We start from the raw sequence: 25,597 nt of genomic DNA on the forward strand, positions 1-25,597 counted from the left end.
ATTTTGGAGCGCGTTGCGTCACATGGTTGAATCAGCGCAATTTCCCATCGTCGGAGTGGGCGCGTCGGCAGGTGGGGTGGAGGCGCTGGAAGGATTCTTCCGGGGCATGCCGGACCAACCTGGTTTGGCGGTGGTCGTCGTGACGCACCTGAACCCCGAGCGGGAGAGCATCCTGCACGAGATCATTGCGCGCTACACCTCCCTGAAGGTTCAGGTCGCGACCGACGGTGCGGAGGTCTGCCCCAATTGCGTCTACGTCCTGCCAGCGGACGCGATCCTGGGTATCCAGAATTACCGGCTGACAATCGCCCGACCCGGCGCGAGCGGCCGTGAGCGCAAGCCGATCGACATATTCTTCAGTGCCTTGGCGCTCGACCTTGGCGATTACGCCGCCGGCGCCGTGCTGTCGGGCAGCGACGGCGATGGCACGCTCGGGATCAAGGCGATCAAGGAGCGCGGTGGCCTTACCCTCGCGCAAACCCGCAACGGCTCTGGCCCGGGTCATCCCAGCATGCCGGACAGCGCGATTGCCACCGGCCTGGTCGATCTGGCCATCCCTGTGGAGGCGATGGGCAGCAAACTGGTCGAATTCGCGCATGGCCTGACCCTGCTGGACAACATTGCCGAGGATGCCACGCTCCAGCAGGACAGCCGGGTGCTGGATGCCGAACGATCGGAAATCTACACGATCCTGCGCAGCCAGGTCGGGCACGACTTTGCCGGCTACAAGGTGAAGACCTTCATGCGGCGGGTGCAGCGGCGGATGCAGGTGGTGCACCTTGGCACGTTGCAGGCCTACATTGCCCGTCTGCAGCAGGACACGACGGAGGCGAATGCGCTGTTCCGCGACTTGCTGATCAACGTCACCAACTTCTTTCGCGATTCCGAAGCGTTCGACAACCTCGCCACCCTGGTGATCCCTCGCTTGTTCGAGGGCCGCGGCGCCGATGATGCGGTGCGGGTATGGGTGCCGGGTTGCGCCACAGGCGAGGAAGTCTATTCGATCGCGATCCTCCTGCGGGAGCATATGGCGACGCTGGCCACGTTGCCGCGGGTGCAGATCTTCGCCACCGACATCGACGAGCACGCACTGGCGGTTGCCCGTGCGGGCCGTTATCCTGCCGCCTTGCTGGATAGCGTGTCGCAGGAACGGCGTCAGCGTTTCTTCGTCGTCGATGGCGGCGCGTTCGTCCTGTCCAAGGACGTGCGTGACCTCTGCATCTTTTCACCCCACAGCGTCATCCGGGATCCGCCGTTCTCCCGCATGGATCTGGTGTCGTGCCGCAACCTATTGATCTACTTCGGGCCGGACATACAGGGACAGGTGGTTCCGACCTTCCACTACGCATTGCGGCCGGGCGGCTATCTGTTTCTCGGCACCTCGGAAAACATCTCGCAGTATCGCGACCTGTTCGCCCCCATGGACAAGCGGCACCGGATCTTCCGCAGCCGGGATGACACTGCGCCGTCATACCGCCTGCCGATGACCATGTCGGGCTGGCCAGCGTCGCCGACAGCGACAGCACCGACGCCCCGGCGTGGCGTGAATGGCGCCATCAGCATGCGCCAGTTCGTGCAATCCCAGGTGCTTGAGCGGTTTTCCCCACCCCATGTCGTCGCCAACCGGGAAGGCGACATCGTGTTCTTCTCCAACAAGACAGGGCGCTATCTGGAAGCCGCCCCTGGCATCCCAACCCGCCAGCTACTCACCATGGCCCGGCGCAGTATGCGGCTGGATCTGCGCACCGTGTTTCGCGAGGCGGTCGAGAAGAACCAGATGGTCGTCCGGTCCGGCATCCGCGTGGAAGGCGAGGATGGGCGCGTTCAACTGGTGACGTTGACCGTGGAGCCGCTGATCGAACTCTCCGAAGAACCGCTCTATCTGGTGCTGTTCGCCGACGAAGGCGCGCCGCTGAGCCAGGAAGAGGCGGCTCTCCGGCTCAGCATCGTGTCGGATGGCGCCCACACGCTGCTGGAAAATGAACTGCGCGACACGCGGGAGCGTTTGCAGGCGCTGGTGGAGGAATACGAGACCGCGCTGGAAGAGCTGAAATCCAGCAATGAGGAACTGCAATCCGTCAACGAGGAACTGCAATCCAGCAACGAGGAGTTGGAGGCATCGAAGGAAGAGCTTCAATCGGTCAACGAGGAACTGCACACCGTCAACGCCGAACTGCACGCCAAGGTCGAGGCGCTGGACCGGGCGAATAACGACCTGCAGAACCTGTTCGATGCCACCAACATCGCCACGGTCTTCCTGGACCGGCGCCTGACGATCCGCAACTTCACGCCAGCCGTCGGCAAGTTGTTCAACATCCTCCCCGGGGACCGCGGCCGCCCGATCACCGACTTGTCCGGGCCCTTGAAGCTGCCGGACCTGGTTGAAGACGTCACCGCCGTGATGGAAAATGGCAAGCAGATCGAGCGGCAGATCCACCGCCAAACCGATGGTGCGCACTTCCTGGTTCAGTTCGCGCCCTATCGCAATCTCGACCAATTGGTGGCCGGCGTCGTTGTCACCTTCGTCGACGTCACCAACCTCACCCGGGCGGAAGCGCAATTGCGGATGCTGGTTGCCCAACTGCAGCATCGCACCCGGGACATGCTGGGCGTCATTCAGGCCATTGCTCGCCAGACGCTTGGCAAGGGCGGGTCATTGGAAGGCTTCAACGAGCGTTTGGGCGCGTTGGGGCGGGTGCAAGGTCTGATCAGCGAGGCGCGGGACGAGATGGTCGATCTCGGTGGGCTCATCCGCCTGGAACTGGAAGCGCATGGCGCATCGGTCGATGCGGAGAGCAGCCAGGTGATTGTGGCCGGGCCGCCGACGAGCCTGCGCCTGGCGCGCGTGCAGGCGATTGCATTGGTCGTCCACGAATTGGCGGCGAACGCGGTCAAGTACGGTGCGTTGAAGGGCTCGATGGGCTCACTCTCCATTACATGGCGGGTCCAATCGATCGGTGATGGACGAAGCCTGATCGTGGATTGGGTCGAGTCCGGGGTGAAGATGGCAACCGACGGCCCAACACAGAGCGGATTTGGTATGGAATTGATCCGGCGATCTCTCGAAAACGCGATGCGTGCAACGACCGACCTGAAATTCCGGAGTGATGGCGTGTCGTGTCGGATCGAGATCCCGTTGGAAGACGACGAGGGCACGCATCGTCCTGCCGTAACGTCTTGACCAAGGGCCCTCTGGACGGGCGCCGGGTTTTAGTCGTTGAGGATGATTACATGATCGCCACCGACATGATCTACATGCTGGAGAGCGCCGGGGCGGAGATGGCGGGGCCGGTAGGTCGTGTGGAGGCGGCGCTGGCGTTGATTGCACGCAGGCCACGCGCGTTGATTGCGCCGTGTTGGATCTGGACCTGTACGGCCGTCCGTCCTACCCGGTCGTCGACGCTTTGATGGCGGACGACATGCCCGTCCTGTTCAAGACTGGCTTCAGCAAGCACGCGGTCGAACTTCGGTATCAGAACGTGCCGCGGCTCCAAAAACCGGTCGATCAGGTGGCGCTGCTGGCTGCGCTGACCAAGGCGTCCTAGCACCATGCTCGCGGAGCCCCGGCTCGCCCCACCGATCCACGCCTTGCGCTCGACCGCTCCGGGCGCGCTGGGTCTGCTACGCATCCTCCGCACGAATGCGCTGCAAATGTGGGGTCGCCGTGCCTACGAGCGGCCGGTCGTCGTCGGCAGCTTCATGGGCCGCGTGCAAGTGCTGCTGAACGAGCCGGACGCGATCGGGCACGTTCTTGTAAAGAACGCAGCCAATTACCGTCGGCCGCGGATCTCCCGCCGGGTATTGGGACCGCTACTGGGCGAAGGGCTGCTGCTGAGCGAAGGACCTGCCTGGCGGCATCAGCGCCGCACGATCGCACCGATCTTCGCCCCCCGCTCGATGCCGGTGCTCACCCACCACATCGCCACCGCGGCGCAGGATTGCCTGGTGCGGTTGGCAGATCGCCACGCAGTGGAGTTGCTGCCGGAGGTTCAGCGCACCGCATTGGAGATCGCCGCCAAGTCGATGTTTTCGCTGGAAATGGCGGAGATGGGCAGCCCGATGCGCAGCCTACTGATGCGGTTCGCGACGCAGCTCGCCAACGCCTCCGCCTTCGACCTGCTGCTGCCGGACGGCCTACCCAACCCGCGCGACCCGGCACGGCGGCGGTTTCGCATCGAGTGGATCGCGCTCATCGGCGGCATCGTCGACGCACGCTCCCGCCTGCCACCCGGCGACGGACCGCGCGACCTGTTCGACATGCTGATGGCGGCGCGCGATCCCGAAACCGGTGAGGGCTTCAGCCGGGTGCAGTTATGCGACCAGGTCGCGACGATGATCCTGGCCGGGCACGAAACGACAGCGCTGACGCTGTTCTGGTCGCTGAACCTGTTGGCCCAGGCTCCCCTATGGCAGGAACGTGTGGCGGCCGAGGCCGCGGCGCATCCGTTCAGCCCGGATGACGCTGCTGGTGTGCTGTCCCATCTGCCCGTGACCCGGGCCGTCGTGAGTGAGGCATTGCGGTTGTATCCGCCTGCCTTCTTGGTGACCCGGGAAGCGCTGGCGCGTGATACGGCCAACCGCACGCTGGTACCGCGCGGGGCGACCGTTGCGATCGCGCCCTGGGTGCTGCACCGGCACAGCCTGCTGTGGTCCGACCCCCACGCCTTCGACCCGGCGCGCTTCATGCCGGAAGCGCCGCCACCGCCCCGGTTTGCCTACCTCCCCTTCGGCGCCGGGCCACGGATCTGCGTGGCCGCGCAATTCGCGATGGCGGAGGCGATGTTGGTGCTGGCCAAGCTGGTGGGCGCGCTGCATATCACCTCGCCCGACGCCGCTGCAGTCCGGCCGATCGGCCGTGTGACGACCCAGCCAGACCGGCTGGCGCATTTCACCCTGCGCCGGCGCTAACGAACCAACGCGAGCCCTCGACAACCGGCCGCGCCGGCGCAAGAACGGGGCCGCATTTACGGAGGATTTGATGCAGCGGACCCCAGCCCACGGCCTTCAGGTCGCCACCCCGCTCTACGCCTTCATCGAAGCCGAGGCGTTGCCCGGCACGGGGGTGACAGCGGACGCGTTCTGGTCCGGCTTTGCGGCTTTGGTGGCCGACCTGGCACCGCGCAATCACGCGCTGCTGGCCAAACGGGACGAGTTGCAGGCCCAGATCGATGCCTGGCACGTCCAGCACAAGGGCGCCGTGACCGACCCGGCCGCCTACGAGGCGTTCCTGCAGAGCATCGGCTACCTGCTGCCGGAGCCGGCGGCGTTCGCGGTCGATACCAGCAACGTGGATGCGGAGATCGCCACCATCGCCGGGCCGCAACTGGTCGTGCCCGTCAGCAACGCCCGCTACGCTCTCAACGCCGCGAATGCACGCTGGGGCAGCTTGTACGACGCGCTGTATGGCACGGATGCCATTGACGATGCCGACGGCGCCGCCCGCGGCAAGGGATTCAACAAGGCCCGCGGTGAGAAGGTCGTCGCCCGCGCCAAGGCATTCCTGGACGAAGCCGCCCCGCTGGCCCACGGCTCCCACGCACCCGCCACCGGCTACACGGTCGAGGACGGCGCGCTGCTGGTGCACCACGCCGGCGGCCGCACCGGCCTGGCAGACCCGGCGCAGTTCGTCGGCTACCTCGGCGAGCCGGCTGCCCCCACGGCGGTTTTGTTGAAACGCAATGGGTTGCATATCGAAGTTCTGATCGACCGCGGCCACCCGATCGGCTCCGGTGATCCGGCGGGCGTTGCCGACCTAGTGCTGGAATCCGCCATCAGCACGATCATGGATTGCGAGGACAGCGTCGCCGCTGTCGATGCCGACGACAAGGTGTTGGTCTATCGCAACTGGCTGGGCCTGATGAACGGCACCTTGTCCGCTACCTTCGAAAAGGGCGGTAAGTCCCTGGTTCGTAAGCTGTCCGAGGATCGCAAATTCACCAAGCCGGCTGGTGGATCGCTCTGGCTCGGCGGCCGTAGCCTGATGCTGATCCGCAATGTCGGCCACCACATGGTCACCGACGCCGTGCTGGACGCGCAGGGCGAGGAAATCCCCGAAGGCATGCTGGACGCCGCCATCACCTCGATGATTGCGATGCACGACTTGAAGTTGAAGAAGAACAGCCGCAAGGGCTCGGTCTACATCGTCAAGCCGAAGATGCATGGGCCGGAGGAAGTCGCCTTCGCCGCCGAACTATTCGGCCGGGTGGAAAAGATCCTCGGCATCCCGCATGCGACGCTGAAGATGGGCATCATGGATGAGGAGCGGCGCACCAGCGCCAACCTCGCCGCCTGCATCGCCGCCGCGAAGGACCGCGTGGTGTTCATCAACACCGGCTTCCTGGATCGCACCGGGGACGAGATCCACACCTCGATGGAAGCCGGCGCGTTCATCCGCAAGGGCGAGATCAAGGGCACGGCCTGGATCAAGGCGTATGAGGACCGCAACGTCGATATCGGCCTGGCCGCCGGGTTGCGCGGCAAGGCGCAGATCGGCAAGGGCATGTGGGCCGCGCCGGACAAGATGGCGGACATGCTGGTGCAGAAGATCGGCCACCCGCAGGCCGGCGCCAACACCGCCTGGGTCCCCTCACCCACCGCCGCCACGCTGCACGCCCTGCACTACCACCAGGTGAGCGTCGCCGACCGCCAGGAAGCACTAGCCCGGCGCGCCCAGGCCAAACTCTCCGACCTGCTGACAATCCCCCTGGCGGACCGCCCGAATTGGGCGCCGGACGACGTCCAGGCCGAGTTGGACAACAACGCCCAGGGCATCCTCGGCTACGTCGTCCGCTGGATCGATCAGGGCGTCGGCTGTTCCAAGGTGCCGGACATCCACGATGTCGGGCTGATGGAGGATCGCGCCACCCTGCGCATCAGCAGCCAGCACATCGCCAACTGGTTGCGCCACGGCATCGCGACCGAGGTCCAGGTGATGGAAACCCTACGCCGCATGGCCGCGGTGGTGGACCGGCAGAACGCCGGCGACCCGGTCTACAGGCCGATGGCGCCGGGCTTCGACGGCCCGGCCTTCCACGCCGCGTGCGACCTGGTGTTCAAGGGCCGCACCCAGCCCAACGGCTACACCGAGTACATCCTCACCGCCCGCCGGCGGGAGGCGAAGGCCGCCTAGCTAGCCTCGCTTCACGTTCCAGAACACCGGCAGCCCGCGCAACGTCCCACTCAGGTTGCGCTGCTGCACGGTGGACTGGAAATACTGGCCCAGCGGCAGGAAAGGCACGTCATTGAACGCCTGGCGCTGCAATTCCTCGCCGATCTTCTTCTGCGCCGCTTCGTCCGGGGCATTGAACCAGTTGGCGCGCAGGCTCTCCAGCTTCGGCGAGTCCGGCCAGCCGAACCAGCCCGCGGCGCCATTGCCGCGAAGGCCCTGGCTGTTGGCCGGGCTGGCCATGTCGATCCCGGTGAAGGTCGAGAAGAAGACGCTCCAGCCGCCCTTGTCCAACGGCGCCTTGCTGGCCCGGCGCTGGATGATCGTGCCCCAATCCGTGCTCTGCAGATCCACGTTCATGCCGCAGCGCCGCAGCATGTCGGCGCCCACATTGCCCAGCGCGCCCAGCGTCGGGAAGTCGGAGGCGACCATCACCACCACCCGCTCGCCCTTGTAGCCGGCGGCAGCCAGGTCCCGCTTCACCTTCTCGAAGTCGCGCTGGCTGGTCAGCGCCGACATTCCGGCATCGCTGGCCAGCGGCGTGCCCGGCGGAAAATAGCCGAGGTCGGTGCGGTATGCGGACGTGTCGTCCCCCGCGACGGCAGCCATGTAGTCGCCCTGGATCACCCCGCCCAGCAACGCACGGCGGATTGCCGGATTGTCGAAGGGCGGAAACAATTCGTTGAAGCGCAGGAAGCCACAATTTCCCGTCGTTTCAACGACGAAGATCTGCAGCTTCGGGTCCTTCGCCAGCAGCGGCTTTTGGTCGAAATCCAGCTTCTCCCACCAATCCATCTCGCCGCGCTGCATGGCCGCGGTCGCGGTGGCGGTGTCCGGGATGACGTTCCATTCCACCCGGTCGAAATGCACCTGCTTCGGCCCGGCGGTCCATTCCGGCTTGCCGCTGGACCGCGGGATATAGCCATCGAACTTGGCATAGACCACCCGGGAGCCGGACACGCGCTCGTCCGCGATGAAGCGGAACGGGCCACTGCCCACCATCTCGGTGACCTGCTTGAACGGGTCGGTGTTCGCCAGCCGCTCCGGCATGATCGGGCACATGTTCGGCCCGGCCTTGCCCAACGCGTCCGGCAGCAACGGGAAGGAGGATTTCAGCCGGAACTGGATGGTCTGGTCGTCGGGTGCGGAAATCTCGTTCGTCACCGCCATCAGCGACTGGCCGAACGAGTCTCGCGCGCCCCAGCGCTTGATGCTAGCCACGCAATCCTTCGCCAACACCGGCGTGCCGTCATGGAAGCGCAGGCCATCGCGCAGGCCGAGTTTCCAGATGGTGTGCTTGTCCTCCACGATCGCGCCGGAAACCATTTGCGGCTGCGGCTTGAACGACGCGTCCTGCCCATACAGCGTATCGAACACGGCAAACGCGTGGTTGCGTGTGACGTATGCGGAGGTCCAGACCGGGTCCAGCACCGCCAAATCCGCCTGCGGGATAAATCGCAGCGTCGTCTCGGCCGCAGCCCGCACGATGGCGGGCGCGGCAAGTGTGCTGGCAGCCGCGGCTTGCAGCAGGCGGCGGCGGGAAATGGTCATGGAGCTGCGTCCTCGTGCATCCCGGCAACCTCTCGCACTCTGCCCGCGGTGAAAAGGGGCGTCAGGGCGCGGGGGTTGGAGCAGTCGGCACCGGCACCGGCTCGGTGGTCGGCGGCGGCGGCGTCAGCGGAGTGGCCGCGACCGGCGGCGGCGGCGGGGCAGTCGCTTCGGTCTTCGGCTGCGGCGGCGCCGGGTCGAGCGTGACGATGTAGCTGGGGATGATCCGCGCCTGGTTGCCTGCGATCACCAGCACCTTCTGCCCGATCTCCAGTGGCTTCACATCCTGCTGCGTCACCGACAGCAGATCGCCATTCGGCTTGCGCACGACATACTCATAGGCTGTCGCCTCGCCGGTGGTCTTCTCAACGGCCGATCCGAGCAACCCACCGACGACCGTACCGTCCAAAGCCCCGAATGCGGAGGTCACGCCCCCGCCTACCTGCGACCCGGCGATCCCGCCCGCGGCCGCACCCGTCACCGCGCCGGTGGCGCCAGCCGTGGTGACGCCAACATTGCGGCGGCCAACGACCACTGCCTCATCGACCTTGTTGGCCTGCTGCACGGCGCTGCTGTTGTAGGAGTTGGCCGAATAATCCGGTTTGCAGCCGGCCAGAGCCACGAGCAGGGTGCCGAGAACGACGATTCGAAGCAAAGGACCGATCCATCGAAGTTCGGCGTCTGTTTAAGAACGCTGGCTAGCGGGGGCAAGGGACGCCAGCCCGAACCCGCCTCCCTCGTCCAGGAAGGAGGCGGTTTTCAGAGCCTACGAAGGCTGGTTGAAGTCTTCCGTGCGCGCCGGGCGCTGGCGGCGATCGGCCATGAACTGGTCGAACTCCTGCTTGTCACGCGCCTGGCGCAAGCGATCCAGATACTCGACGAACTCCTTCTGCTCGTCTTCCAGACGGCGCAGGGTTTCCGAGCGATACTCGTCGAAGGCGCGGTTGCCGGAGGGTGGCGCGTAGGAAAAGCCGCTGGCGCAGCGCCCCATCATGTCCGGAAACCGCCACTGCCCGCGGTTCATGCCGCGACCCCGGCGACGACCGAAGGCGCAATAGGCCAGCACGGCCAGCCCAAGCGGCCACCATAGCCAAAAGGTGGCGATGGTGATGGCAATCCAGGCGGGTCGTCCAATCTCATCGAGACGCGAAGCGGAGAAAGCCATTGGGGAACTCCGAGGGTGAATGTTAATCACATTCACATAGATGCCCCTTCCTCGGGCCTGCGTAAAGCCGCTCGCGAATTTGTTATCCGCCGAGCCCGAGGGACCGTAGATAGACCAGCAATCCCGCCTCCAGCAGATCCTCCGGCGTCATCGGCAGCGGGCGGCGACCCGGCGATGGTGGGCCGGTGAACAAGGACGCCGTGCCGTGGCACAGGGTCCAGACATGCAGCGCCACCATCAGCGCCGGCGGCCGGTTGCGGGTGGGCGCGGCGGCGCACGCGGCTTCGGCAGCGTTGCGCACCACGGCGAAGGCAGCATCGGCAGCGGCGCGCAGTGCTGGGTCGGTTTCGCCCGGCGTCCCGTCAAACATGGCCGCGTAGGCCGCCGGGTCGCGCCGCGCGAAATGCAGATAGGCACGGCCGCAGCGTTCGATAGCGGCGGCCGGGTCAGGGCGGCCATCGTTCCAGGCGGTCAGCAAATCCTCCCGCAACATAGCGAAGCCACGCAGGGCGAGTTCGGCCACCAAGGCGCCACGGTCGCGGAAATGCCGGTAGGGCGCGGCGGGGCTGACGCCGGCAGCGCGTGCCAGCTCCGCGAAGGCAAACCCGCCCAAACCACGCTCGGCAATCAACCGCCGCGCCGCCTCGACCAACGCCTCTCGCAAGTTGCCGTGATGATAGCTATCGCGCCCGAAGCTCATGTGAGCAGGGTTTACATCACTGCCGCAGATTGGGACAGCGCAGCAACGAAGCCAGCGAGAATCGGCCAGCGTTGCGCGGTGCTGGGTCGGCTCAGCCGCCGATCCGGTCCAGCCCGGCCATGTAGGGGCGCAGCACCTCCGGCACGGTGATCGAGCCATCCGGCTGCTGGTAGTTCTCCATCACCGCGATCAGCGCCCGGCCAACCGCCACGCCCGACCCGTTCAGCGAATGGACGAACTCCACCTTGCCCTCCGCCGGGCGATAGCGGCCGTTCATACGCCGGGCCTGGAAGGCGCGGGTGTTGGAACAGGAACTGATCTCCCGCCACATCCCCTGCCCCGGCAGCCAAACCTCCAAATCGAAGGTCTTCACCGCGCCGAACCCGGTGTCGCCGGAGCACAGCAGCATTCGGCGGTACGGCAGGTGCAACCGCTCCAGCACGGTTTCGGCGCAACGGGTCATCCGCTCGTGCTCGGCGTCGCTGTCCTGCGGGCGAGTGATCGACACCATCTCCACCTTGCGAAACTGGTGCTGCCGCAGCATGCCGCGCGTATCCCGCCCGGCCGACCCAGCCTCCGACCGGAAACACTCCGTCAGCGCCGTCATGCGCCACGGCAGGCGCGTTTCCGCCACGATGTCGCCCGCCACCATGTTGGTCAGCGGCACCTCCGCCGTCGGGATCAACCAGCGCCCATCGGCGGTACGGAACATGTCGTCCACGAATTTCGGCAATTGGTTGGAGCCATAGGCCGTCGCATCGTTCACCAGTAGCGGGACCGCCGTTTCCTCATACCCGTGTTCGGTCACGTGCAAATCCAGCATCCACTGGCCCAACGCCCGCTCCAACCGCGCGAGCGAACCGCGCAACACGGTGAAACGCGACCCGGCGAGCTTGGAGGCGGCAGCAAAATCCATCAGCCCCAACGCCTCGCCCAACTCGAAATGCTGCCGGGCGGCGGACATCTCCGGCGGCGTGCCGACTTGCTTGACGACGATGTTCGCCGTCTCGTCCGTGCCATCGGGCACGTCCGGGTCAAGCACGTTGGGCAGGCTGGCCAGCCGGGCCTCGATGTCTGCGCCGAGCGCGGTGACTGTGGTTTCCAGCGCCACCATGTCGTCGCGCAGGGCAACGGCTTCCACCTCCAACGCCGCCGTCTCGCCGCCGGTGCGACGAAGCTGGCCGATCTCTTTCGACAAGGCGTTACGCCGGGCCTGGCGCTCACCCAGCGTGGTCTGTGCGGCACGGCGCTCCAGGTCCAGTTCCATGATCCCGGCAGACATGGGCGACACGTTGCGGCGGACCATTGCGTCATCGAACGCGACTGGATCTTCACGGATCGCGCGTATGTCGTGCATCAGAAACCCCGAATCGTCATTGGCAAGCGGCTTTGAACCGGCCGAATTGCCGGGTCAAGCGACTTGGCGACGCACCCGCGTGGTCCAGACCAGCACCAGGGAAACCAGGCATGCCGCGGCCGCCCCCATAAACGCGGTGGACAGCCCGTGGCCAGCCGCCAACAACCCCATCACCGGGCCCGCAGCCCCCAACCCCAGGTCGAAACACGCCAGGAACGCGCCCAACGCCACGCTGCGGTTTTCCGGCGCAACCCGGCGCACCACCTCCACCCCCAAGGCTGGGAATACCAGCGAGTAGCCGAGCCCGGTGAGCGCCGTGCCCAACACCGCCACCAGCGGAGACCCGGCGGCTGCGATGACAGACAGGCCGGCCGCCTCCGTCACCAGGCAGACTAGGGCCACCTTTATGCCGCCCAGGCGATCCGGCAGGCCACCCATCAGCAGGCGGGCGATGATATAGACGCCGCCGAACGTCATTAGCGCCCAACCGCCGCCGGCCCAGCCTTGCTCGTCATACCGCAGCGCCAGGAAGGCCGCGATCGTGCCGAAGCCGCTGGATGCCAGGATCAGGCCCACGCCAGGCGGCCACATGGCACCGACGACCTTGCCGAACCCGCTACGCCGGGCAGACGCGACGCGCAGGCTGGGTTGCGCGGCGATGATGGGAATACCCAGCAACGGCAGCAGTATCACGGCCACGGCCACGGCGCCAAACCCGCCCAGGCTGCCCAACAGCGCACCGATCGGCGCACCCGCGGCAAAGGCGCCATACATCGCCACCCCGTTCAACGACAGGGCGCGGCCTGCATTCGCCGGCCCGACCTCCGTCACCATCCAACCCGTCAGTGCCGTGGTGAACAGGCTGTCGCCCAACCCCAGCACCAAGCGGCCGATCATCACCGCCGCCAACGCCATCGCTGGCGGCAGCCCGGCGGAGAACAGGTAGGCGACGCCACTGAGCGCCGCCGTCACCAGCCCGATCATCACCATGCGCTTCGGCCCAACCCGGTCCGCCAGGCTGCCGGCCATTTGCCGCGTCAGTAGCGTCACCGCTGGCGCCAGCCCCATCACCACGCCGACGATGGCCGTGCCGTAGCCCATGCGATGCACCAGCAGCGGTAGGGTAGACAGCGGCAGCCCCACCGCGCAGTAGCCGACGAACGTCACCGCGATGAACGGCAGCAGCGCCCTCGTTACAGTGCTGGCGGAATTAGGCTTGGCTTGCGTGGCGGGTGCATTCCCCCCGCTCAACGTTTCGCGCGGGGGCGTGCGGTGGCGGGGCGTGCTGGCTTGGCGGCCGGCGGCTTGGCCGCCGGCTTCACCACACCAGTGCCGGCGCGCAGTTGCGTGACGGTCGCCCGGCTGGTGATCTGCTCTGGATCCATCACCAGTTCGATCACCGCCGGGCGCCCGCTCTCCACGGCGCGACGAAAGGCGGGTCCAAACTCCGCCGTCTCCTTCACCGTCTCGCCATGGCCGCCGAATGCCTCGATCCACTTGGCGAAATCGGGGTTGGTAAGCGCCGTGCCGGACACGCGGCCAGGGTAACTCCGCTCCTGATACATGCGGATGGTGCCGTACATCGAGTTGTTGAAAACGATGACGATCGGCGCCACGCCATGGTGGAACGCGGTGGCAATTTCCTGCCCCGTCATCAGGAACCCGCCATCACCGACGAAGGACACGACCATGCGGTCAGGAAACGCGATCTTCGCCCCCACCGCGGCTGGCACGCTGTAGCCCATGGCGCCATTGGTCGGTCCCAGGAAACGCTGGCCCGGCCCGAAATCGATGAAGCGCTGCGGCCAGCCTGCGAAATTGCCGGCGTCGCAGGTGCAGATCGCATCGGGCGGCAGCAAGGTTTCCAGTTCCCGCATCGCAGCGCCGACGTTCAGCGGATACGCCGTGTCGGTCGGAACCCGCCCGGCCTGGCGGATGGCGCGCAATTCCGCCGTCCACTCGCCCCACGGCACCCGCTTCACCGGCAAGGCCGCGGCCGCGGTGGCGAACGCGTTCAGATCCGCCGTGATGCCCAGACGTGGGCGGAACACGCGCCCGATCTCGGACGCTTCCTGATGCACGTGCACGATGGCCGTGCCGCCGGCTTGGTCAAACAGGGTGTAGCCCTGGCTCACCGCCTCTCCCAGCCTGGTGCCGATGGCGAGGATGAGGTCAGCCTCTTTCGCGCGCGCCACCAGCGCCGGGTCTGGTCCAACGCCGAGGTCGCCGACGAAGTTGGACAGCGTGCCGTCGTACAGCCCCTGCCGCCGGAACGCGACGGTGGTGGGGATGTCGTGCGCCGTCAGGAAGCGATGGATCGCCTCCCGCCCCGTCGCGGTCCAGCCGCCACCGCCCAGGATCGCCAGCGGCTTGCTGGCCCCCGCAAGTAACTTGCCGATCGCCGCGATCGCGTCCGGATCCGGCTGCGGGCGGGACACCAGGGCGGGGCCGAGGTCCGGCACGTCCACCAGATCCTTCTGCATCTCCTCCGACAGAGCGATGACCACCGGACCGGGACGCCCGGTGGTGGCAACGTCCACCGCATGGGCCACGATCTCCGGAATGCGGTCGGCATCGTCGATCTGCGTGACCCATTTGGCCAACGGCCCGAACATCCGGCGGTAATCCACCTCCTGGAAGCTCTCGCGGTCGGTTTCGGCAAATGGAATCTGGCCAACGAACAGCAGCATCGGCGTGCTGTCCTGCTGGGCGATGTGAACGCCGATGGCGCCATGGCAGGCGCCGGGGCCGCGGGTGACCATCGCCGCGGCCGGTCGGCCCGTGAGCTTGCCGTAAGCCTCCGCCGCGTTCACAGCCCCGGCCTCGAACCGGCAGGTCACCAGCTTCAGATGGTCATGCACGGCATACAGGCCGTCCAGCACGTCCAGATAACTTTCGCCCGGCACGGCGAACACGTGGTCGATGCCCTGGGCCACGAGTGCATCCGCCAGCACTCGTCCCCCCGGCCGCGCCCCTTGCCGTGCCGCGCTTGCCCGCTTCAATTCCATATCGCGTCTCCCTCGCGGCGGCAGGATAGACGCGGCCGGGCGTCACGCCAATGCGGGGCGCGCAGGTTCGGGTGCGGCCTGCGCCGATGGCGGCAGCGCCGTCACGGTCGGGTCCGTCGCCAGCAGATTGCCGAGCTTGCCCTGCACATGTGCCGCCAGGGTTGCCGCGTCGGGCAGCGTGCCCGCGGATTTGGTCGCGGCGTTCTTGATGGCGGCCACGCCCTGCCCGATCGCCTGTTGTTCCAGCGCCGCCAGCCCCGCGGCTGTCACCGCGCCGCCGCCGGCCGCCCGCAACGCCAACGCCTTGTAGGCAATGCCGCCGCCCATCGCGATCAACTGGCCGAGTTGCTGAAGCTGCACGTTCTTGCGGTGCTGCAGCCAGTTGGCCAGCGCCATCAGCCCCCCGAAGGTGACGGCCGCCAGCACCAACGGATCGGTGGCCGCCGCCAGCAGCGGGGCGGTATAGGTCTTGATGTCCATGCTTTAGGCGCCTTGCGTCACGGATTGAAGTTGCGTGGGTGGGACGAGTGCGGTGAGGAAGACGCGGTGATACCCGGCGATCAGCGTCGCCTGGTCCAGCCCGTTGATGATGCGGCGGGCGGCGTTCGGGTTGTCGTTGGCTGGATTCGCGCCAAAATATTGGCCCAGCCGGCGCCCGGTGAACGACCCGGCGGCCATGCCGTGCAGCATGATGTCGGCCGCCGCATCCAGGCCCAACGCCAGGTCCGGATTATGCTCCAAATCCAAGCCGAGCCGGGCACCCTGTAGCTGGTAATTCGCCTTCCAGGTGAGCTGCACCAGGCCGCGCCCGTAATAGACCTGGTGCGTCACCGGGTCGGGCAGGCCGTAGTCGCGATGGGCCCCGTGCCCGTATTCGGCGACTGGCTGCATGGCGCGCGCCGTTTCGTGGAACGCGGTGGCAAGGGCGTAGGCCAGCCAACGGATGTTCGGGTTGAGGTCGGCATTGCCGGGCAACCATGCCTCCCACGCATCCAGAATGGCGGTCATGCCGTCGACCTGGCCTTGGCTAAGCTCGCCGGCGAACAGGGGACGGACACGGGTGAAGAACGTCGAACGATCGACGGTCATAGGACAATCCTTCGAAATTGAGGGGATGCTGGCCAGGCACTTGCCCAACCGCGCCCGCACCCTGTCACGCGGAAGGGCGGAGTTTCGAGGGATTCCTGCTGATGGCCCGGTTTTGACAAAGTGACGCCTGACGTGGCTACCATCTGCGACCAGCCAGGAAATGGTGCGTCGGATGCGGGCGATATTTGTGCAAGTGAAATGCGAGATGGGCCAGGCCTACCAGGTGGCTCGAGCCTGCGTCGACGGCGTGGCCGAGTGCTCGGAGATCTATTCGACCTCCGGCCAGTATGATTTACTAGGCAAGTTCTACCTGGAGCCCGACCAGGACACCGGCCTATTTGTAACCGAACGGATCCAGACCCTGCCAGGCGTGAAGGATACTTACACGCTCATCACGTTCAACGCCTTCGCCGCGACATAGGGCGCGATCCCGGGGGTTGCGTCCCCATGGGGTGTTCTATAAGGCTTTGTCCGACGGAGGGGTGGCCGAGCGGCTGAAGGCGGCGGTTTGCTAAACCGTTGTGCGGTGTCAAGCCGTACCGTGGGTTCGAATCCCATCCCCTCCTCCATTCCAAGCTCGTAACCGACTGTTTTCGTGAGGTAATTCTCTCGAGCTCAAATTATGACCCAATTTGGGTCCCACTCGCCTCTAGGGTTTGGTAGGGATCGCCGGGCACAAGTCGGAGCCACTACAATCCCACATGGCCCCGGGGAGACATTGCTGAAGCAGAGCCTGTCAGGCAGCGTGCTCACATGTCAGGAACGCCTTCGACTCCGAATAGCCCGCAGGCTGGTCGCCAACTCCTAGCGGTGATACGCGACACAATGAAAACGGTTGAGCCTCTCACTCGGGAGGCCACCAAAATGGCCACCGATCTTGGGACTCTGCTGCTGCAGACGTGCGTCACGCTGAATGGGGGCGCGGTTGTGGGTTTCCCGACCTTCTACAAGGCGCTTGCACCAAGCGATGCCCCTGTTTCACAGGGCTTTTTGATCGCGTTTATATCTTTTGCCATTGGGGTTGCACTGGCCGGCATCGGCGTCGTGATTGCGTTTCTGACCGTAACGACTGCATCCCGTATGACCGTTGCGGCCACGTTGCTTCCAATGCTGGAGGCGCGCGAGGCCCTACTACCTGCAGGCATGGACGGTCTTGCGAGAAAGCAGTTACGCCAAGCTCGCCGAGGAGCGCGCTGGGCGGTGGCCGTTGGCATTTCCGCTCAGGTTTCTACCGGTGTGCTCGGTGCACTCAGCATCACTTCGTTCATCGTTGGTGGTTTCTACGGTGAACGAGCCGTGTCGGCGCTTGTTACTCATCCCGCGGTTAGCGCTACGCAACCGACTACCGTGCCTCCAGTCCCCCATCTTACCCCGGGTGTACGCTAAGTGCGACACCCCATTTAGCCCAGATCCTCCTCCAGCACAACGATCGTCACTGCCCAGAACCGTTCGCCCTCATCATCCATCTGCTCGACCGGGCCGCCGCTAACCGGCGCGGGGTAGACCTTGGACGGCCCAACTCGGTGGTCGGCGCTACTGCTGACGGCCTCCAGGGATAGGGTGGGACAGGCCAGTACCGGTTGGCGATCGGCTGCGGAGATCGTCACGATCTCCTCTCCCGTCTATCTCAAATGGACGGCAAGTGTGCCATCTGGTGCACCCCTCCTTGGGGTGGGTCGAAGGCATCACCATCACGGTGGCGCCTCTACAACTGAGGTATTCGCGTCAGGCGCATACCCACGCCAAAGGTATGCGTGTCACGTAGCTATTTCCGGCTGGAGGGGCGCTGGTGCCGACCTACGATGGGGCGCAGTTTGTGCAGAGAGGCGGTCCAGATGGCAGACAAAAAGAACCAGCATTTCGTGCCAAAATTCCTGATGCGCCACTTCTCTCCCGATGTGGAAGAAAAGACCATTGGTATGTTCAACATACGCAAAGGGAAAACACTTGACTGCCCAGTTGGCTTGAGCGGGCAATGCCAGAAACCTTACTTCTATGGTCAAGATCTCGTAATGGAAAACATATTGTCCGAGTTTGAGGGAACAATAAGTGCCTTGTTCAAAGCCATAATACAGGGGCGCAGGGCTCCGGCATACGGGACAAGAGCGCATTTTGATTTGCTGACTTTCATTGCCCTGCAGGCCTCTCGCACTGAGGCGCGCTCAGTGCACACGAATGAAATGGCCGACAAGGTGGCTCGTGCGATGATGGAGCGAACCGCGCCTGAGTTGCTTGCTTACATTGACCGACTTGGCTTCAGAATTGGAATGGAAAGCGCTCCGGCTTACAATGTAAGGATGGGGATGATGCTCAGCCCCATCCTTATTGACCTCAATATAAAGCTGCTTGCTTCTCCCGTCGGAACCGCGTTCTTGCTGTCTGACAATCCTGTATTGGAATTCAACTCGCATTTTAGAGAAAGCAACTCTCCTTTTACACATGGCATGTCTTCCATAGGCCTCCAAATAGCACTTCCTATCAATCCAGGGCTTTGCCTGGTGATGTACGACTCCAGCGTCTACAAGTTGGGAAAAAATAAGGAACCGACTGTTGCGATTACCGCGCAAGACGTCCGCCAGCTAAATATAGCATTCTATCTCAATGCGCTTAATAACATGTATTTTAAAACTGAGGTCGGAGCGGCAGAGTGCCGCAGCATACACGCCAGATACGCAGGACTTAGGCTAGATTCCACGGTGTTGTTTGAAACGTCTCCAATCGACGGCAGCCCTAATCAGCTCTTGCGATTTGGGCAGCGCCATCCGAGATTTTGCCCATCACTACCGTCGGCATTCACGGCCCGAAAGGGCGTCAGAGTTCGGCAGCCCGGCCCTCGGGATCCTGTTTGGGCGAAACTGGTCGGCGAGTTTTCAGAAGAGATTGACGCTGGCAAGCGAATGTGGGGCGACTTTCCCGAGTTTGCGCAACAGCGTGGGTGGAAGTTTGATCGCGATGGACAAATGACTTAGGTTTCACCTTATCGGCGCTTCTCCGGAGCCGCAGCCTACGCCATCGCACTGTTTAGACGCTCAGGCTGCCCCGTCTTCCACAAGCCAGGGCAGCCCTTCGCAACACCTCAGCCCAGCCGCAGCGCAAGCGCTGGGGACTGGCACAGGGCGATCTCTAATCCGTCACGGCCGACAATGGTTTGCTTGGCTGCCCGCCTCCCGCCCGGCGCCAGGCGTTCACCAGTTCGGGTCGGGTCTCGATCACCAGCCTATAGATCGCCCCGACCCTGGATGGTCGGGTCATACCCGTTGTCGGCCGACGGCAGATCACGGCTTGCACCGCCGCGTTGTAGCTCCTGATACACCTGCCAAGGGACGGGCTGCAGGTTGAACGGCTCCAGCTGGTAAGCCTCTGGCGGCATCAACGTAAGATCCGCATGGGTGCCGCTCTCGTCCAAGCGGTAGGTGACCTCACCTATAACCCAGCGCTGCGTGCTGACCTTTAGCAACGGCACGTCCACACTGACCAGCGCGTTGGGTTGCCATAGCTTTCCAGCGCTGTCGCGCCACGTGTCGGTTGTCAAAGTGCTGACGCGGCTTCTGCCATTCCTCCGGGTCATCTCCCACGTCGCCCGGCGCTGGGCGAAGTTCATGCTTTGGTCAACTTGCTCTGAAACGATGATGTGCGGCCGGAGGCGAAGCGGGGGCTGGGAAGCGTCGTGCAAGTTGACCTGGCTGTTGCCGTTTGTCGCCCCATCGAAAGCTTGCCTCGTCTGGAAAAACGCATCGGTGGACATCCACGTCACGACGTAATCTGAGAACCGCTGATCCATCGAGAACGTCGTGCCGGCAGCCTCCACGTTCACGCCCTGTGGGAAAAGCCAGCTTCAGCGCAGCGCCCGGGTTCTTGTGTGCAGCGAGGGACGACATGATTGCAGCGATCCGACCACGCTCGCGGGCGCCTTTGACCTTCGCGTCCGTGTCGTCGCTTTCGTCGCTATCATCGTCGCCATCGCTGACCTTTTTCTTGGCAGCGCGCTTCTTTGCCTTCAGCTTCTTCGTGGCCTCGTCGTCGCCACCCTCGTCCTTCAAGAGACGATAGCGCCAGCGGCAATAATGCAACCGCTTGTGATTGCAACGCCGGGTAAAACAATACTTGAAGCATCGAGCCAACACCATGGGACCAGGACAACCGCTGGAGTGGGTTGCCACTCGCGCTTCCACCCCGACCAAGCCGTGACGCGCTAACAATCTGGTAACCCCTAGCGTTTACAAGTGGGCATCTTTTCCCGGCGGGTGCCATGACCATCGATGTGCAGAACGTGGCTGATCAGACTGACGCGATCAGCTCGGCTGAGCGTCGGCGCTTAGGCCGAGCCGATGTCTCGCCTACGCTCATCGAGCTGCTGCGGGCGCCTGCGAAAGACGCCGACCTCCCCGAGGATCTTCGCCGTGCACTTGAGGATGAAGGCGAACTGCCCATTGAGGTAGATCCGATTGCGCCGGCACGCGGCATCGCATTGGGCGTGGCGTTGTCCGTGCCGATCTGGGCCGGGATCGGTGGACTGATCTACACGCTGGTGAAGTGATCCGCTCCCGGAGTTGACGAGATGCTTGACGAGACAGCCCTGATTGCCCGGTTTGTTGATGCCCTTGGCCGTGACTGGGACAGCGTCGACCGGGCCTTCACCTGGCTTCACGCAATCGATGACGCTTCCAATAATGCTAAGGACGTCTGTGAAGCAAACGAGCCGGTCGCGGAGCTCGAGCAGCGGCAAGCAGCCTAGGCGACTGAGAACGCAGCCGATTAACTGATCTTCCTTTGTTTTCGTGGACACCATGCGGCATGATTTAGCGAGAGGTGTTCGATGGATCAGCAGGCGACGAGAGCCAAGCCGTTCCTTTACAGAGGATTATAAGCGCCAGGTCGTGGACCTTGGGGAAGCAGCGTGGGTACGTCGACGGCAGTTGCGGCCGAAATCGGCCTGCACCCGACATTGCTGTGCCAATGGGTGCGGTAGTATAGCGCTGGCACTGCCACGGCCGAGGCGGGACGATTGGCAACTGTCCCCTCACTCAAACGCGTGCCCGTTCCGACAGCCGACCAGGCGGCCGAGATCGCGCGGCTGCGGCGTGCGCGGTCTCGTCGTCCCCCGACGGCGGGTGCAAACGGCCGACAGCCGCCACGCCTTTCGATTGCCCCCAATCGGCTGGACCGAACGTTCACGACTGCAACGCCAAACCAAGTCTGGCTGGCAGACCTGACCTACATCGCAACCGAAGCGGGCTGGCTTACATGGCGGCCGTTATGGACCTGCACACCCGCAAGATCGTCGGCTGGAGCATGCGTGAGCATCTCCGCGCTGAGCTGGCAACATCGGCGCTCATGATGGCCATCCAACGTCAGCGGCCGAGCCCGGATCTCGGCCAGCAATCCAACCGCGGAGTCCAATATGCGTGCGATGACTACCAAGCAGCCCTGAAGGTTGTAGGTATCATCCCATCCATGAGCCGGCGGGCTAACCCACTGGACAACGCGCCGATCGAAAGCTTCTTCCACACGCTGAAGACCGAGCTGGTGCATCATAGGACCTACGCCACCAGGCATGACGCCAAACGCGACTTGTTCGCGTATGTCGAGGGCTTCTACAATCGCCAGCGCCTTCATTCGGCCCTAGGGAGACGCCAGGGACGCGACTCTGGCCGCGCAGAGCCTTTGCAATAAGCTCTGCTTGCTCGACTCATCAGCAGTTGCGGGAATGCGCGTCAGAATGGTCAAGGCCGGGGCAAGGGGTCAAAGGTACATTCTGGGGTGGCGAGGCGCTCATCAACCCGGCCGGGGTGGCAACCTTATCAAGCAGTCCAATGTCCACGCCACGGTCGCCTACAACGCAGTTCCACGATGTTCCAACTCCGTGAAATCACTCGTGGGTATCCAAAGCCTCAATAGCTTGCTACCTCTAGCAAGGACCATGGACTGTTTGCATCATGACAGCTGAGTTACCGTGTGTTAGCAGGAATTTTCTGTTCGCTTGAGAACGCCACCTGTCCTTAATTCAATAGAGTGGACAGGAAAGGAGAAGCCGATGAGTGCATCGTTTGGTATCGTAGGGAATTGTACGGCTCGAGGTTTCGCACGTAGCCTTGAGTTGCTTGTTCCTGGATCACGCGCTTTCGTCTTCCATTTAGGCAAGATCGCCACAGAGCCATCTGAAGTTCGAAAGGCTGGGTGGCTTAAGTCTTTGGCAGAAGCAGACATAGTCTTTTCTCTGCCGCTGAGCGGCGGCACCTACGGGGACTTCGAGCCCGATAAGTTGGAGAAGATTTGCCAGAAGGTCGTCCGGTTTCCGTATATTGCCTTTACGGGTTATCAACCTGATTGCATTTATATTAGGAAAGAGGGTCGCGATATACAGGGACCGATGGGGCCTTACCACTCCGCCCTCGTTGCAGGTGCGTTTCTTGAGGGATTGTCGGCAGCCAGGACTGTTCGGTTATTTAACAACTACGTCTTCGCCTCGCTTGGCTATTTCGACCAATTTGAGAAAGCCGCGGTTGCGTTGCAGCGATCGGCGACGCAGCTCGGCTACGACATTGGCCCAATGTTGCACGGAGACGTCTTCATGCACACCGTCAATCACCCAACCATCTCGGCCATACATGCTGTCGCCATCCAAGCCTTGGATCTCGCCGGGATCCGGTTTGATCGAGACCTCATCCCGAACGCCCCTGACGATGAATTGCGTGGTGCGGCGCGGTGGCCGATCTACCCCGGAATCGCCCAGGCCCTCAGCAAGCCGGGCGGCAGTTATGAGTTCTTTCACGCTGTGTTGGGAAAAAAGAATCTGCACGAGTTCGTAGTCGCAAGCCACGAGGCTTTTGCAGCGGTCGAAGGAGGGTTTACCGCCCCGGCATTGGACCGTGCACGCCGGTTTCTGCAGGCTGAGCTTGTTCAGGCCGTATAGTTCGACCCTCGTGCTTAGGATTATGAGTATCGCACTTAAAAAGTATGAGATGTTTTCATAGGTTGCGTTCTGATTACGCCACGGCAGTCGGCGCAGACCCATGAGGATGGGATGAGACCGGCGACGCATCCTCGAGTTCTGGCTGGCCACGTCACCAAGAGAGTGCCTGCTCGGCGCCAACCGTGGTTGTCTGCACGCTGACGCCTATGCTGGGTTCGAACAACTCTGCCCGCCCGCGCAGCTTGGCGGTGCACCTCCCCTGACTGACGTCGCATGCTGGAGCCATGCGCGGGTTCTATCAGGAATTCGTGTCTGGGGTCCGATTAGGACGAAAGGACCCTTTCCATGGCGCGTCGCAAACAACCTGTTATCCCGGATGCCCTGCTTGACCAGCTTCTCGACGGTGCGGATCCTCGCACAGCTTTCAACCCGGACGGTGTGCTCGACGCGCTAAAGAAGGCGTGGCCGAACGGATGTTGAATACCGAGATGGATCAGCACCTGGGCAGCGAAGCGGCCGGCGGTCGCGCCAACACCCGCAATGGCTACGGCCAGAAGACGGTGCTGACCGACACTGGACGGTTGGCCCTGGAATGGACCCCGGGATCGGCAAAGCACATTAGATCCGCAGTTGATTGCCAAGTATCAGCGCCGATTCCCTGGCTTCGATGAGAAGATCATCTCTATGTATGCGCGTGGAATGAGCACGCGAGAGATCCAGGGCCACATCCGTGAACTCTACGGCCTGGACATCTCCCCAGACCTGGTCAGCGCCATTACTGATGCCGTGCTGGAGGAGGTGGCCCTCTGGCAGAACCGACCGTTGGAGGCGAGCTATCCTCTGGTCTTCTTCGACGCTTTGCGGGTCAAGATCCGCGATGAGGGCCTGGTGCGCAACAAGGCCATCCATGTCGCCCTTGGCGTCAGGGCGGACGGAACCAAGGAGGTGCTGGGGCTCTGGATTGAGCAGAATGAGGGGGCCATATTCTGGCTGCGGGTCATGAACGAACTGAAAACCTTGGTGTGGAGGACATCCTGCTCGCCGTAGTCGATGGGCTCAAAGGTTTTCCGGAAGCCATCCGGGCGGTCTTTCCTGAAGCCACGGTTCAGACCTGTATTGTTCATCTGCTGCGCTATTCGCTGGGTTTCGTATCCTTCAAGGACCGCAGGGATGTCGCCACCGCGCTGAAGGACATCTACCGGGCCAAAGACGATATCGCCGCCTCCGTCGCGCTGGATGCCTTTGAGGCCGGGCCCTGGGGAGCAAAATATCCCGCCATCGTGCAGAGTTGGCGTCGCGCCTGGCACGAAGTCATCCCGTTCTACGCTGTTCCCGATGACGTCCGCAGGATCCTCTACACCACCAATTCCATTGAGGCGCTAAACGCAAAGCTGCGGTAGCGTCCGAACCCGCGGACATTTTCCAACCGACAAGGCAGCCCTCAAGCTGCTGTTTCTCGTCTTGCACCGTGCCGAGAAGGAATGGATCATGCCACCGCGTGAATGGACCATGGCAAAGGCACAATTCGCTATCCTCTTCCCAGAGCGATCCACAAAAGCGCGAGCCTGAGCAATCAACAGGCCCCATACACGGAAATTCGGATAGTCCCTCGCGCCCTGGCTTGGTGCCATCCACAGAGAAATGCTCATCCGACATCAACGCCCGCACCCCCGGCTGGGCCACCACGGCAGCCAGCAGCCGCTGGGCCACATCGCCGTCCAGCAGCCGGGCGCGGTTCTTGTCAATCGGCATGGAATTTGGGCTCTGACTCAATCTCGGTGCAGGTTGATGGTCAGGCTGGACTTGGGATGACGAGGCGTGCCCGGAGGAGATCAAGCCGAGCGCGGCCATACATCTGGCGTTTGAAAAGCTTCAGTTTCGTGATCTGACCCTCGGTCTGGCCGTTCGACCATGGCTGGGTCAATGCGGCTCGCACCGCGTCCAGGTCGGCTTTGACGCCCTTGCCAAATGAGGCAAGCAGGCTGGCTCCGGTGTCGGCCAGCCACGGTGCCAGCGCGTCAGCGTCACCCGCCCGCAGCATGCGGTGAAAGCGGTCCATCAGATCGCGCGCCATCCCAAGAGCAGGCACCCCGCTTTCGATCGCAGCCACCGTTATGGCATCCGCCTTGGACAGGTGGTCACGCCGCGTCGTCAGCAAGCGGCTCAGTTGGCGCGCAGGTGGCGCGGTGCGGGACAGGGTTTGCCCGACCTTCTCGGTGCGCCGCCGCCGGGTAGCCCATTCCGCCACCACCCAAACACCGCCTTGAAATCCCGCAGCGCGAAGTCGGCGCCAGAGTTCGGCACCATTGCGGCAACCGCCGTCCCACTCGGCTGCCAGCTTAACGAGGAACGGCTCCAGGATGCTGGTGAGGCAGCGGAATACATCGCCGTCGGCGCCGCGCAGCACGCCGCGTACCAGCTTGCGGCTTCGACCCGTCTGCCGCGCGATCTTCTTGATCGGCATCCCTGCCGCGGCCAGCGCTTTGATGGTTCGGTTGCTGTCCTGGCGCAGCAGAAACCCATCGTATTGGATGCGCTCGGCCTGGGTCAGCAGCGCCGGATCGATCACCGTGGCGTTGAGCATCTCGCGGATGGCGCGCATCGAGCGTCTGACGGCTTCCAGGAAGGCGGCGCTGACGTTCTCCATCAGGT

At 63.8% G+C, this 25,597-nt stretch carries 22 protein-coding genes, 1 tRNA gene and 3 pseudogenes; 13 read left to right on the forward strand and 13 right to left on the reverse strand.

The annotated features are described in order from the left end of the window. Nucleotides 1–22: 22 nt before the first annotated feature. The 4 genes from GSQ76_RS10835 (at nucleotide 23) to GSQ76_RS10850 (ending at nucleotide 7,129) form a co-directional block, all read left to right on the forward strand. Nucleotides 23–3,181, forward strand: a complete 3,159-nt coding sequence (locus tag GSQ76_RS10835) for a CheR family methyltransferase (protein WP_158743931.1) — start codon at nucleotides 23–25, stop codon at nucleotides 3,179–3,181. 175 nt (nucleotides 3,182–3,356) lie between these two features. Next, nucleotides 3,357–3,545 carry a hypothetical protein gene (locus tag GSQ76_RS10840; protein ID WP_158743932.1) on the forward strand — a complete coding sequence of 63 codons (189 nt, stop codon included), beginning with the start codon at nucleotides 3,357–3,359 and terminating at the stop codon, nucleotides 3,543–3,545. Between the two features lie 4 nt (nucleotides 3,546–3,549). Next, nucleotides 3,550–4,908: a cytochrome P450 gene (locus GSQ76_RS10845; protein WP_158743933.1), complete on the forward strand. Its 1,359-nt coding sequence runs from the start codon at nucleotides 3,550–3,552 to the stop codon at nucleotides 4,906–4,908. Between the two features lie 70 nt (nucleotides 4,909–4,978). Beyond that, on the forward strand, nucleotides 4,979–7,129 hold the full coding sequence (locus GSQ76_RS10850) for a malate synthase G (protein ID WP_158743934.1): 2,151 nt from the start codon (nucleotides 4,979–4,981) through the stop codon (nucleotides 7,127–7,129). On the opposite strand, the gene GSQ76_RS10855 is transcribed toward GSQ76_RS10850, so the two are convergent. From GSQ76_RS10855 to GSQ76_RS10895, 9 genes are all read right to left on the reverse strand, one after another. Beyond that, the gene (locus tag GSQ76_RS10855) at nucleotides 7,130–8,710 is read right to left on the reverse strand and encodes an ABC transporter substrate-binding protein (RefSeq protein WP_408836452.1); all 1,581 of its coding nucleotides are present in this window, start codon (nucleotides 8,708–8,710) and stop codon (nucleotides 7,130–7,132) included. A 67-nt stretch (nucleotides 8,711–8,777) separates the two neighbouring features. Then, the gene (locus tag GSQ76_RS10860; protein ID WP_158743936.1) at nucleotides 8,778–9,368 is read right to left on the reverse strand and encodes a hypothetical protein; all 591 of its coding nucleotides are present in this window, start codon (nucleotides 9,366–9,368) and stop codon (nucleotides 8,778–8,780) included. A 111-nt stretch (nucleotides 9,369–9,479) separates the two neighbouring features. Continuing rightward, a complete protein-coding gene (locus tag GSQ76_RS10865) occupies nucleotides 9,480–9,878 on the reverse strand; it encodes a DUF2852 domain-containing protein (RefSeq protein WP_158743937.1) in 399 nt (132 codons plus the stop codon). 82 nt (nucleotides 9,879–9,960) lie between these two features. Continuing rightward, nucleotides 9,961–10,578, reverse strand: coding sequence for a TetR/AcrR family transcriptional regulator (locus GSQ76_RS10870; RefSeq protein ID WP_158743938.1), 618 nt, complete (start codon nucleotides 10,576–10,578; stop codon nucleotides 9,961–9,963). A 91-nt stretch (nucleotides 10,579–10,669) separates the two neighbouring features. Beyond that, nucleotides 10,670–11,935 (reverse strand): serine--tRNA ligase, encoded by a 1,266-nt coding sequence (gene serS / locus GSQ76_RS10875; RefSeq protein WP_158743939.1) that lies wholly within the window; start codon nucleotides 11,933–11,935, stop codon nucleotides 10,670–10,672. 54 nt (nucleotides 11,936–11,989) lie between these two features. Next, a complete protein-coding gene (locus tag GSQ76_RS10880; protein WP_158743940.1) occupies nucleotides 11,990–13,186 on the reverse strand; it encodes an MFS transporter in 1,197 nt (398 codons plus the stop codon). Beyond that, nucleotides 13,183–14,943 (reverse strand): thiamine pyrophosphate-dependent enzyme, encoded by a 1,761-nt coding sequence (locus tag GSQ76_RS10885; RefSeq protein ID WP_158743941.1) that lies wholly within the window; start codon nucleotides 14,941–14,943, stop codon nucleotides 13,183–13,185. The genes GSQ76_RS10880 and GSQ76_RS10885 overlap by 4 nt, the downstream gene beginning before the upstream one ends. Nucleotides 14,944–14,985: 42 nt before the next feature. Further along, nucleotides 14,986–15,423, reverse strand: coding sequence for a hypothetical protein (locus GSQ76_RS10890; protein ID WP_158743942.1), 438 nt, complete (start codon nucleotides 15,421–15,423; stop codon nucleotides 14,986–14,988). A gap of 3 nt (nucleotides 15,424–15,426) precedes the next feature. Next, on the reverse strand, nucleotides 15,427–16,032 hold the full coding sequence (locus GSQ76_RS10895) for a glycoside hydrolase family 19 protein (RefSeq protein ID WP_158743943.1): 606 nt from the start codon (nucleotides 16,030–16,032) through the stop codon (nucleotides 15,427–15,429). A gap of 172 nt (nucleotides 16,033–16,204) precedes the next feature. Between GSQ76_RS10895 and GSQ76_RS10900 the strand changes: the two genes are divergently transcribed. The 3 genes from GSQ76_RS10900 (at nucleotide 16,205) to GSQ76_RS10910 (ending at nucleotide 17,418) form a co-directional block, all read left to right on the forward strand. Continuing rightward, complete coding sequence (locus GSQ76_RS10900) at nucleotides 16,205–16,453, forward strand: Lrp/AsnC ligand binding domain-containing protein (protein WP_158743944.1); 249 nt, start codon at nucleotides 16,205–16,207, stop codon at nucleotides 16,451–16,453. A 55-nt stretch (nucleotides 16,454–16,508) separates the two neighbouring features. Further along, nucleotides 16,509–16,601, forward strand: a tRNA-Ser gene (locus GSQ76_RS10905). A 295-nt stretch (nucleotides 16,602–16,896) separates the two neighbouring features. Next, a complete protein-coding gene (locus GSQ76_RS10910) occupies nucleotides 16,897–17,418 on the forward strand; it encodes a hypothetical protein (protein WP_158743945.1) in 522 nt (173 codons plus the stop codon). Between the two features lie 14 nt (nucleotides 17,419–17,432). Here the strand turns inward: GSQ76_RS10910 and GSQ76_RS10915 are convergent, their stop codons facing one another. Then, entirely contained in the window at nucleotides 17,433–17,639 is a 207-nt protein-coding gene (locus GSQ76_RS10915) for a hypothetical protein (protein ID WP_158743946.1), read from the reverse strand. A 228-nt stretch (nucleotides 17,640–17,867) separates the two neighbouring features. On the opposite strand from GSQ76_RS10915, the gene GSQ76_RS10920 reads away from it, so the two are divergent. After that, nucleotides 17,868–19,001, forward strand: a complete 1,134-nt coding sequence (locus GSQ76_RS10920; protein ID WP_158743947.1) for a DUF4238 domain-containing protein — start codon at nucleotides 17,868–17,870, stop codon at nucleotides 18,999–19,001. A gap of 248 nt (nucleotides 19,002–19,249) precedes the next feature. Here GSQ76_RS10920 and GSQ76_RS10925 read toward each other — a convergent pair whose 3' ends face one another. Further along, nucleotides 19,250–19,840, reverse strand: coding sequence for a phage baseplate assembly protein (locus tag GSQ76_RS10925; RefSeq protein ID WP_158743948.1), 591 nt, complete (start codon nucleotides 19,838–19,840; stop codon nucleotides 19,250–19,252). 441 nt (nucleotides 19,841–20,281) lie between these two features. Between GSQ76_RS10925 and GSQ76_RS10930 the strand changes: the two genes are divergently transcribed. From GSQ76_RS10930 to GSQ76_RS10950, 5 genes and pseudogenes are all read left to right on the forward strand, one after another. Further along, nucleotides 20,282–20,569, forward strand: coding sequence for a hypothetical protein (locus tag GSQ76_RS10930; protein ID WP_158743949.1), 288 nt, complete (start codon nucleotides 20,282–20,284; stop codon nucleotides 20,567–20,569). Between the two features lie 21 nt (nucleotides 20,570–20,590). Next, nucleotides 20,591–20,767 (forward strand): hypothetical protein, encoded by a 177-nt coding sequence (locus tag GSQ76_RS10935; RefSeq protein WP_158743950.1) that lies wholly within the window; start codon nucleotides 20,591–20,593, stop codon nucleotides 20,765–20,767. Nucleotides 20,768–21,101: 334 nt separating this feature from the next. Continuing rightward, a pseudogene (locus GSQ76_RS10940) lies at nucleotides 21,102–21,705 on the forward strand (IS3 family transposase); the annotation flags it as partial. Nucleotides 21,706–22,066: 361 nt separating this feature from the next. Continuing rightward, a complete protein-coding gene (locus tag GSQ76_RS10945; protein ID WP_158743952.1) occupies nucleotides 22,067–22,945 on the forward strand; it encodes a WcbI family polysaccharide biosynthesis putative acetyltransferase in 879 nt (292 codons plus the stop codon). Between the two features lie 345 nt (nucleotides 22,946–23,290). Further along, nucleotides 23,291–24,514, forward strand: a pseudogene (locus tag GSQ76_RS10950) (IS256 family transposase). 54 nt (nucleotides 24,515–24,568) lie between these two features. On the opposite strand, the pseudogene GSQ76_RS10955 reads toward GSQ76_RS10950, so the two are convergent. Together GSQ76_RS10955 and GSQ76_RS10960 are read right to left on the reverse strand one after the other, a co-directional pair. Then, nucleotides 24,569–24,685 (reverse strand): annotated as a pseudogene (locus GSQ76_RS10955) (IS5/IS1182 family transposase); the annotation flags it as partial. A 52-nt stretch (nucleotides 24,686–24,737) separates the two neighbouring features. After that, nucleotides 24,738–25,597 (reverse strand): transposase (locus GSQ76_RS10960; RefSeq protein WP_216850994.1); only part of this gene is annotated, 860 nt, incomplete at its 5' end.

The organism is Acidisphaera sp. L21 (genome assembly GCF_009765685.1).
Classification (GTDB): Bacteria; Pseudomonadota; Alphaproteobacteria; order Acetobacterales; family Acetobacteraceae; genus LMUY01.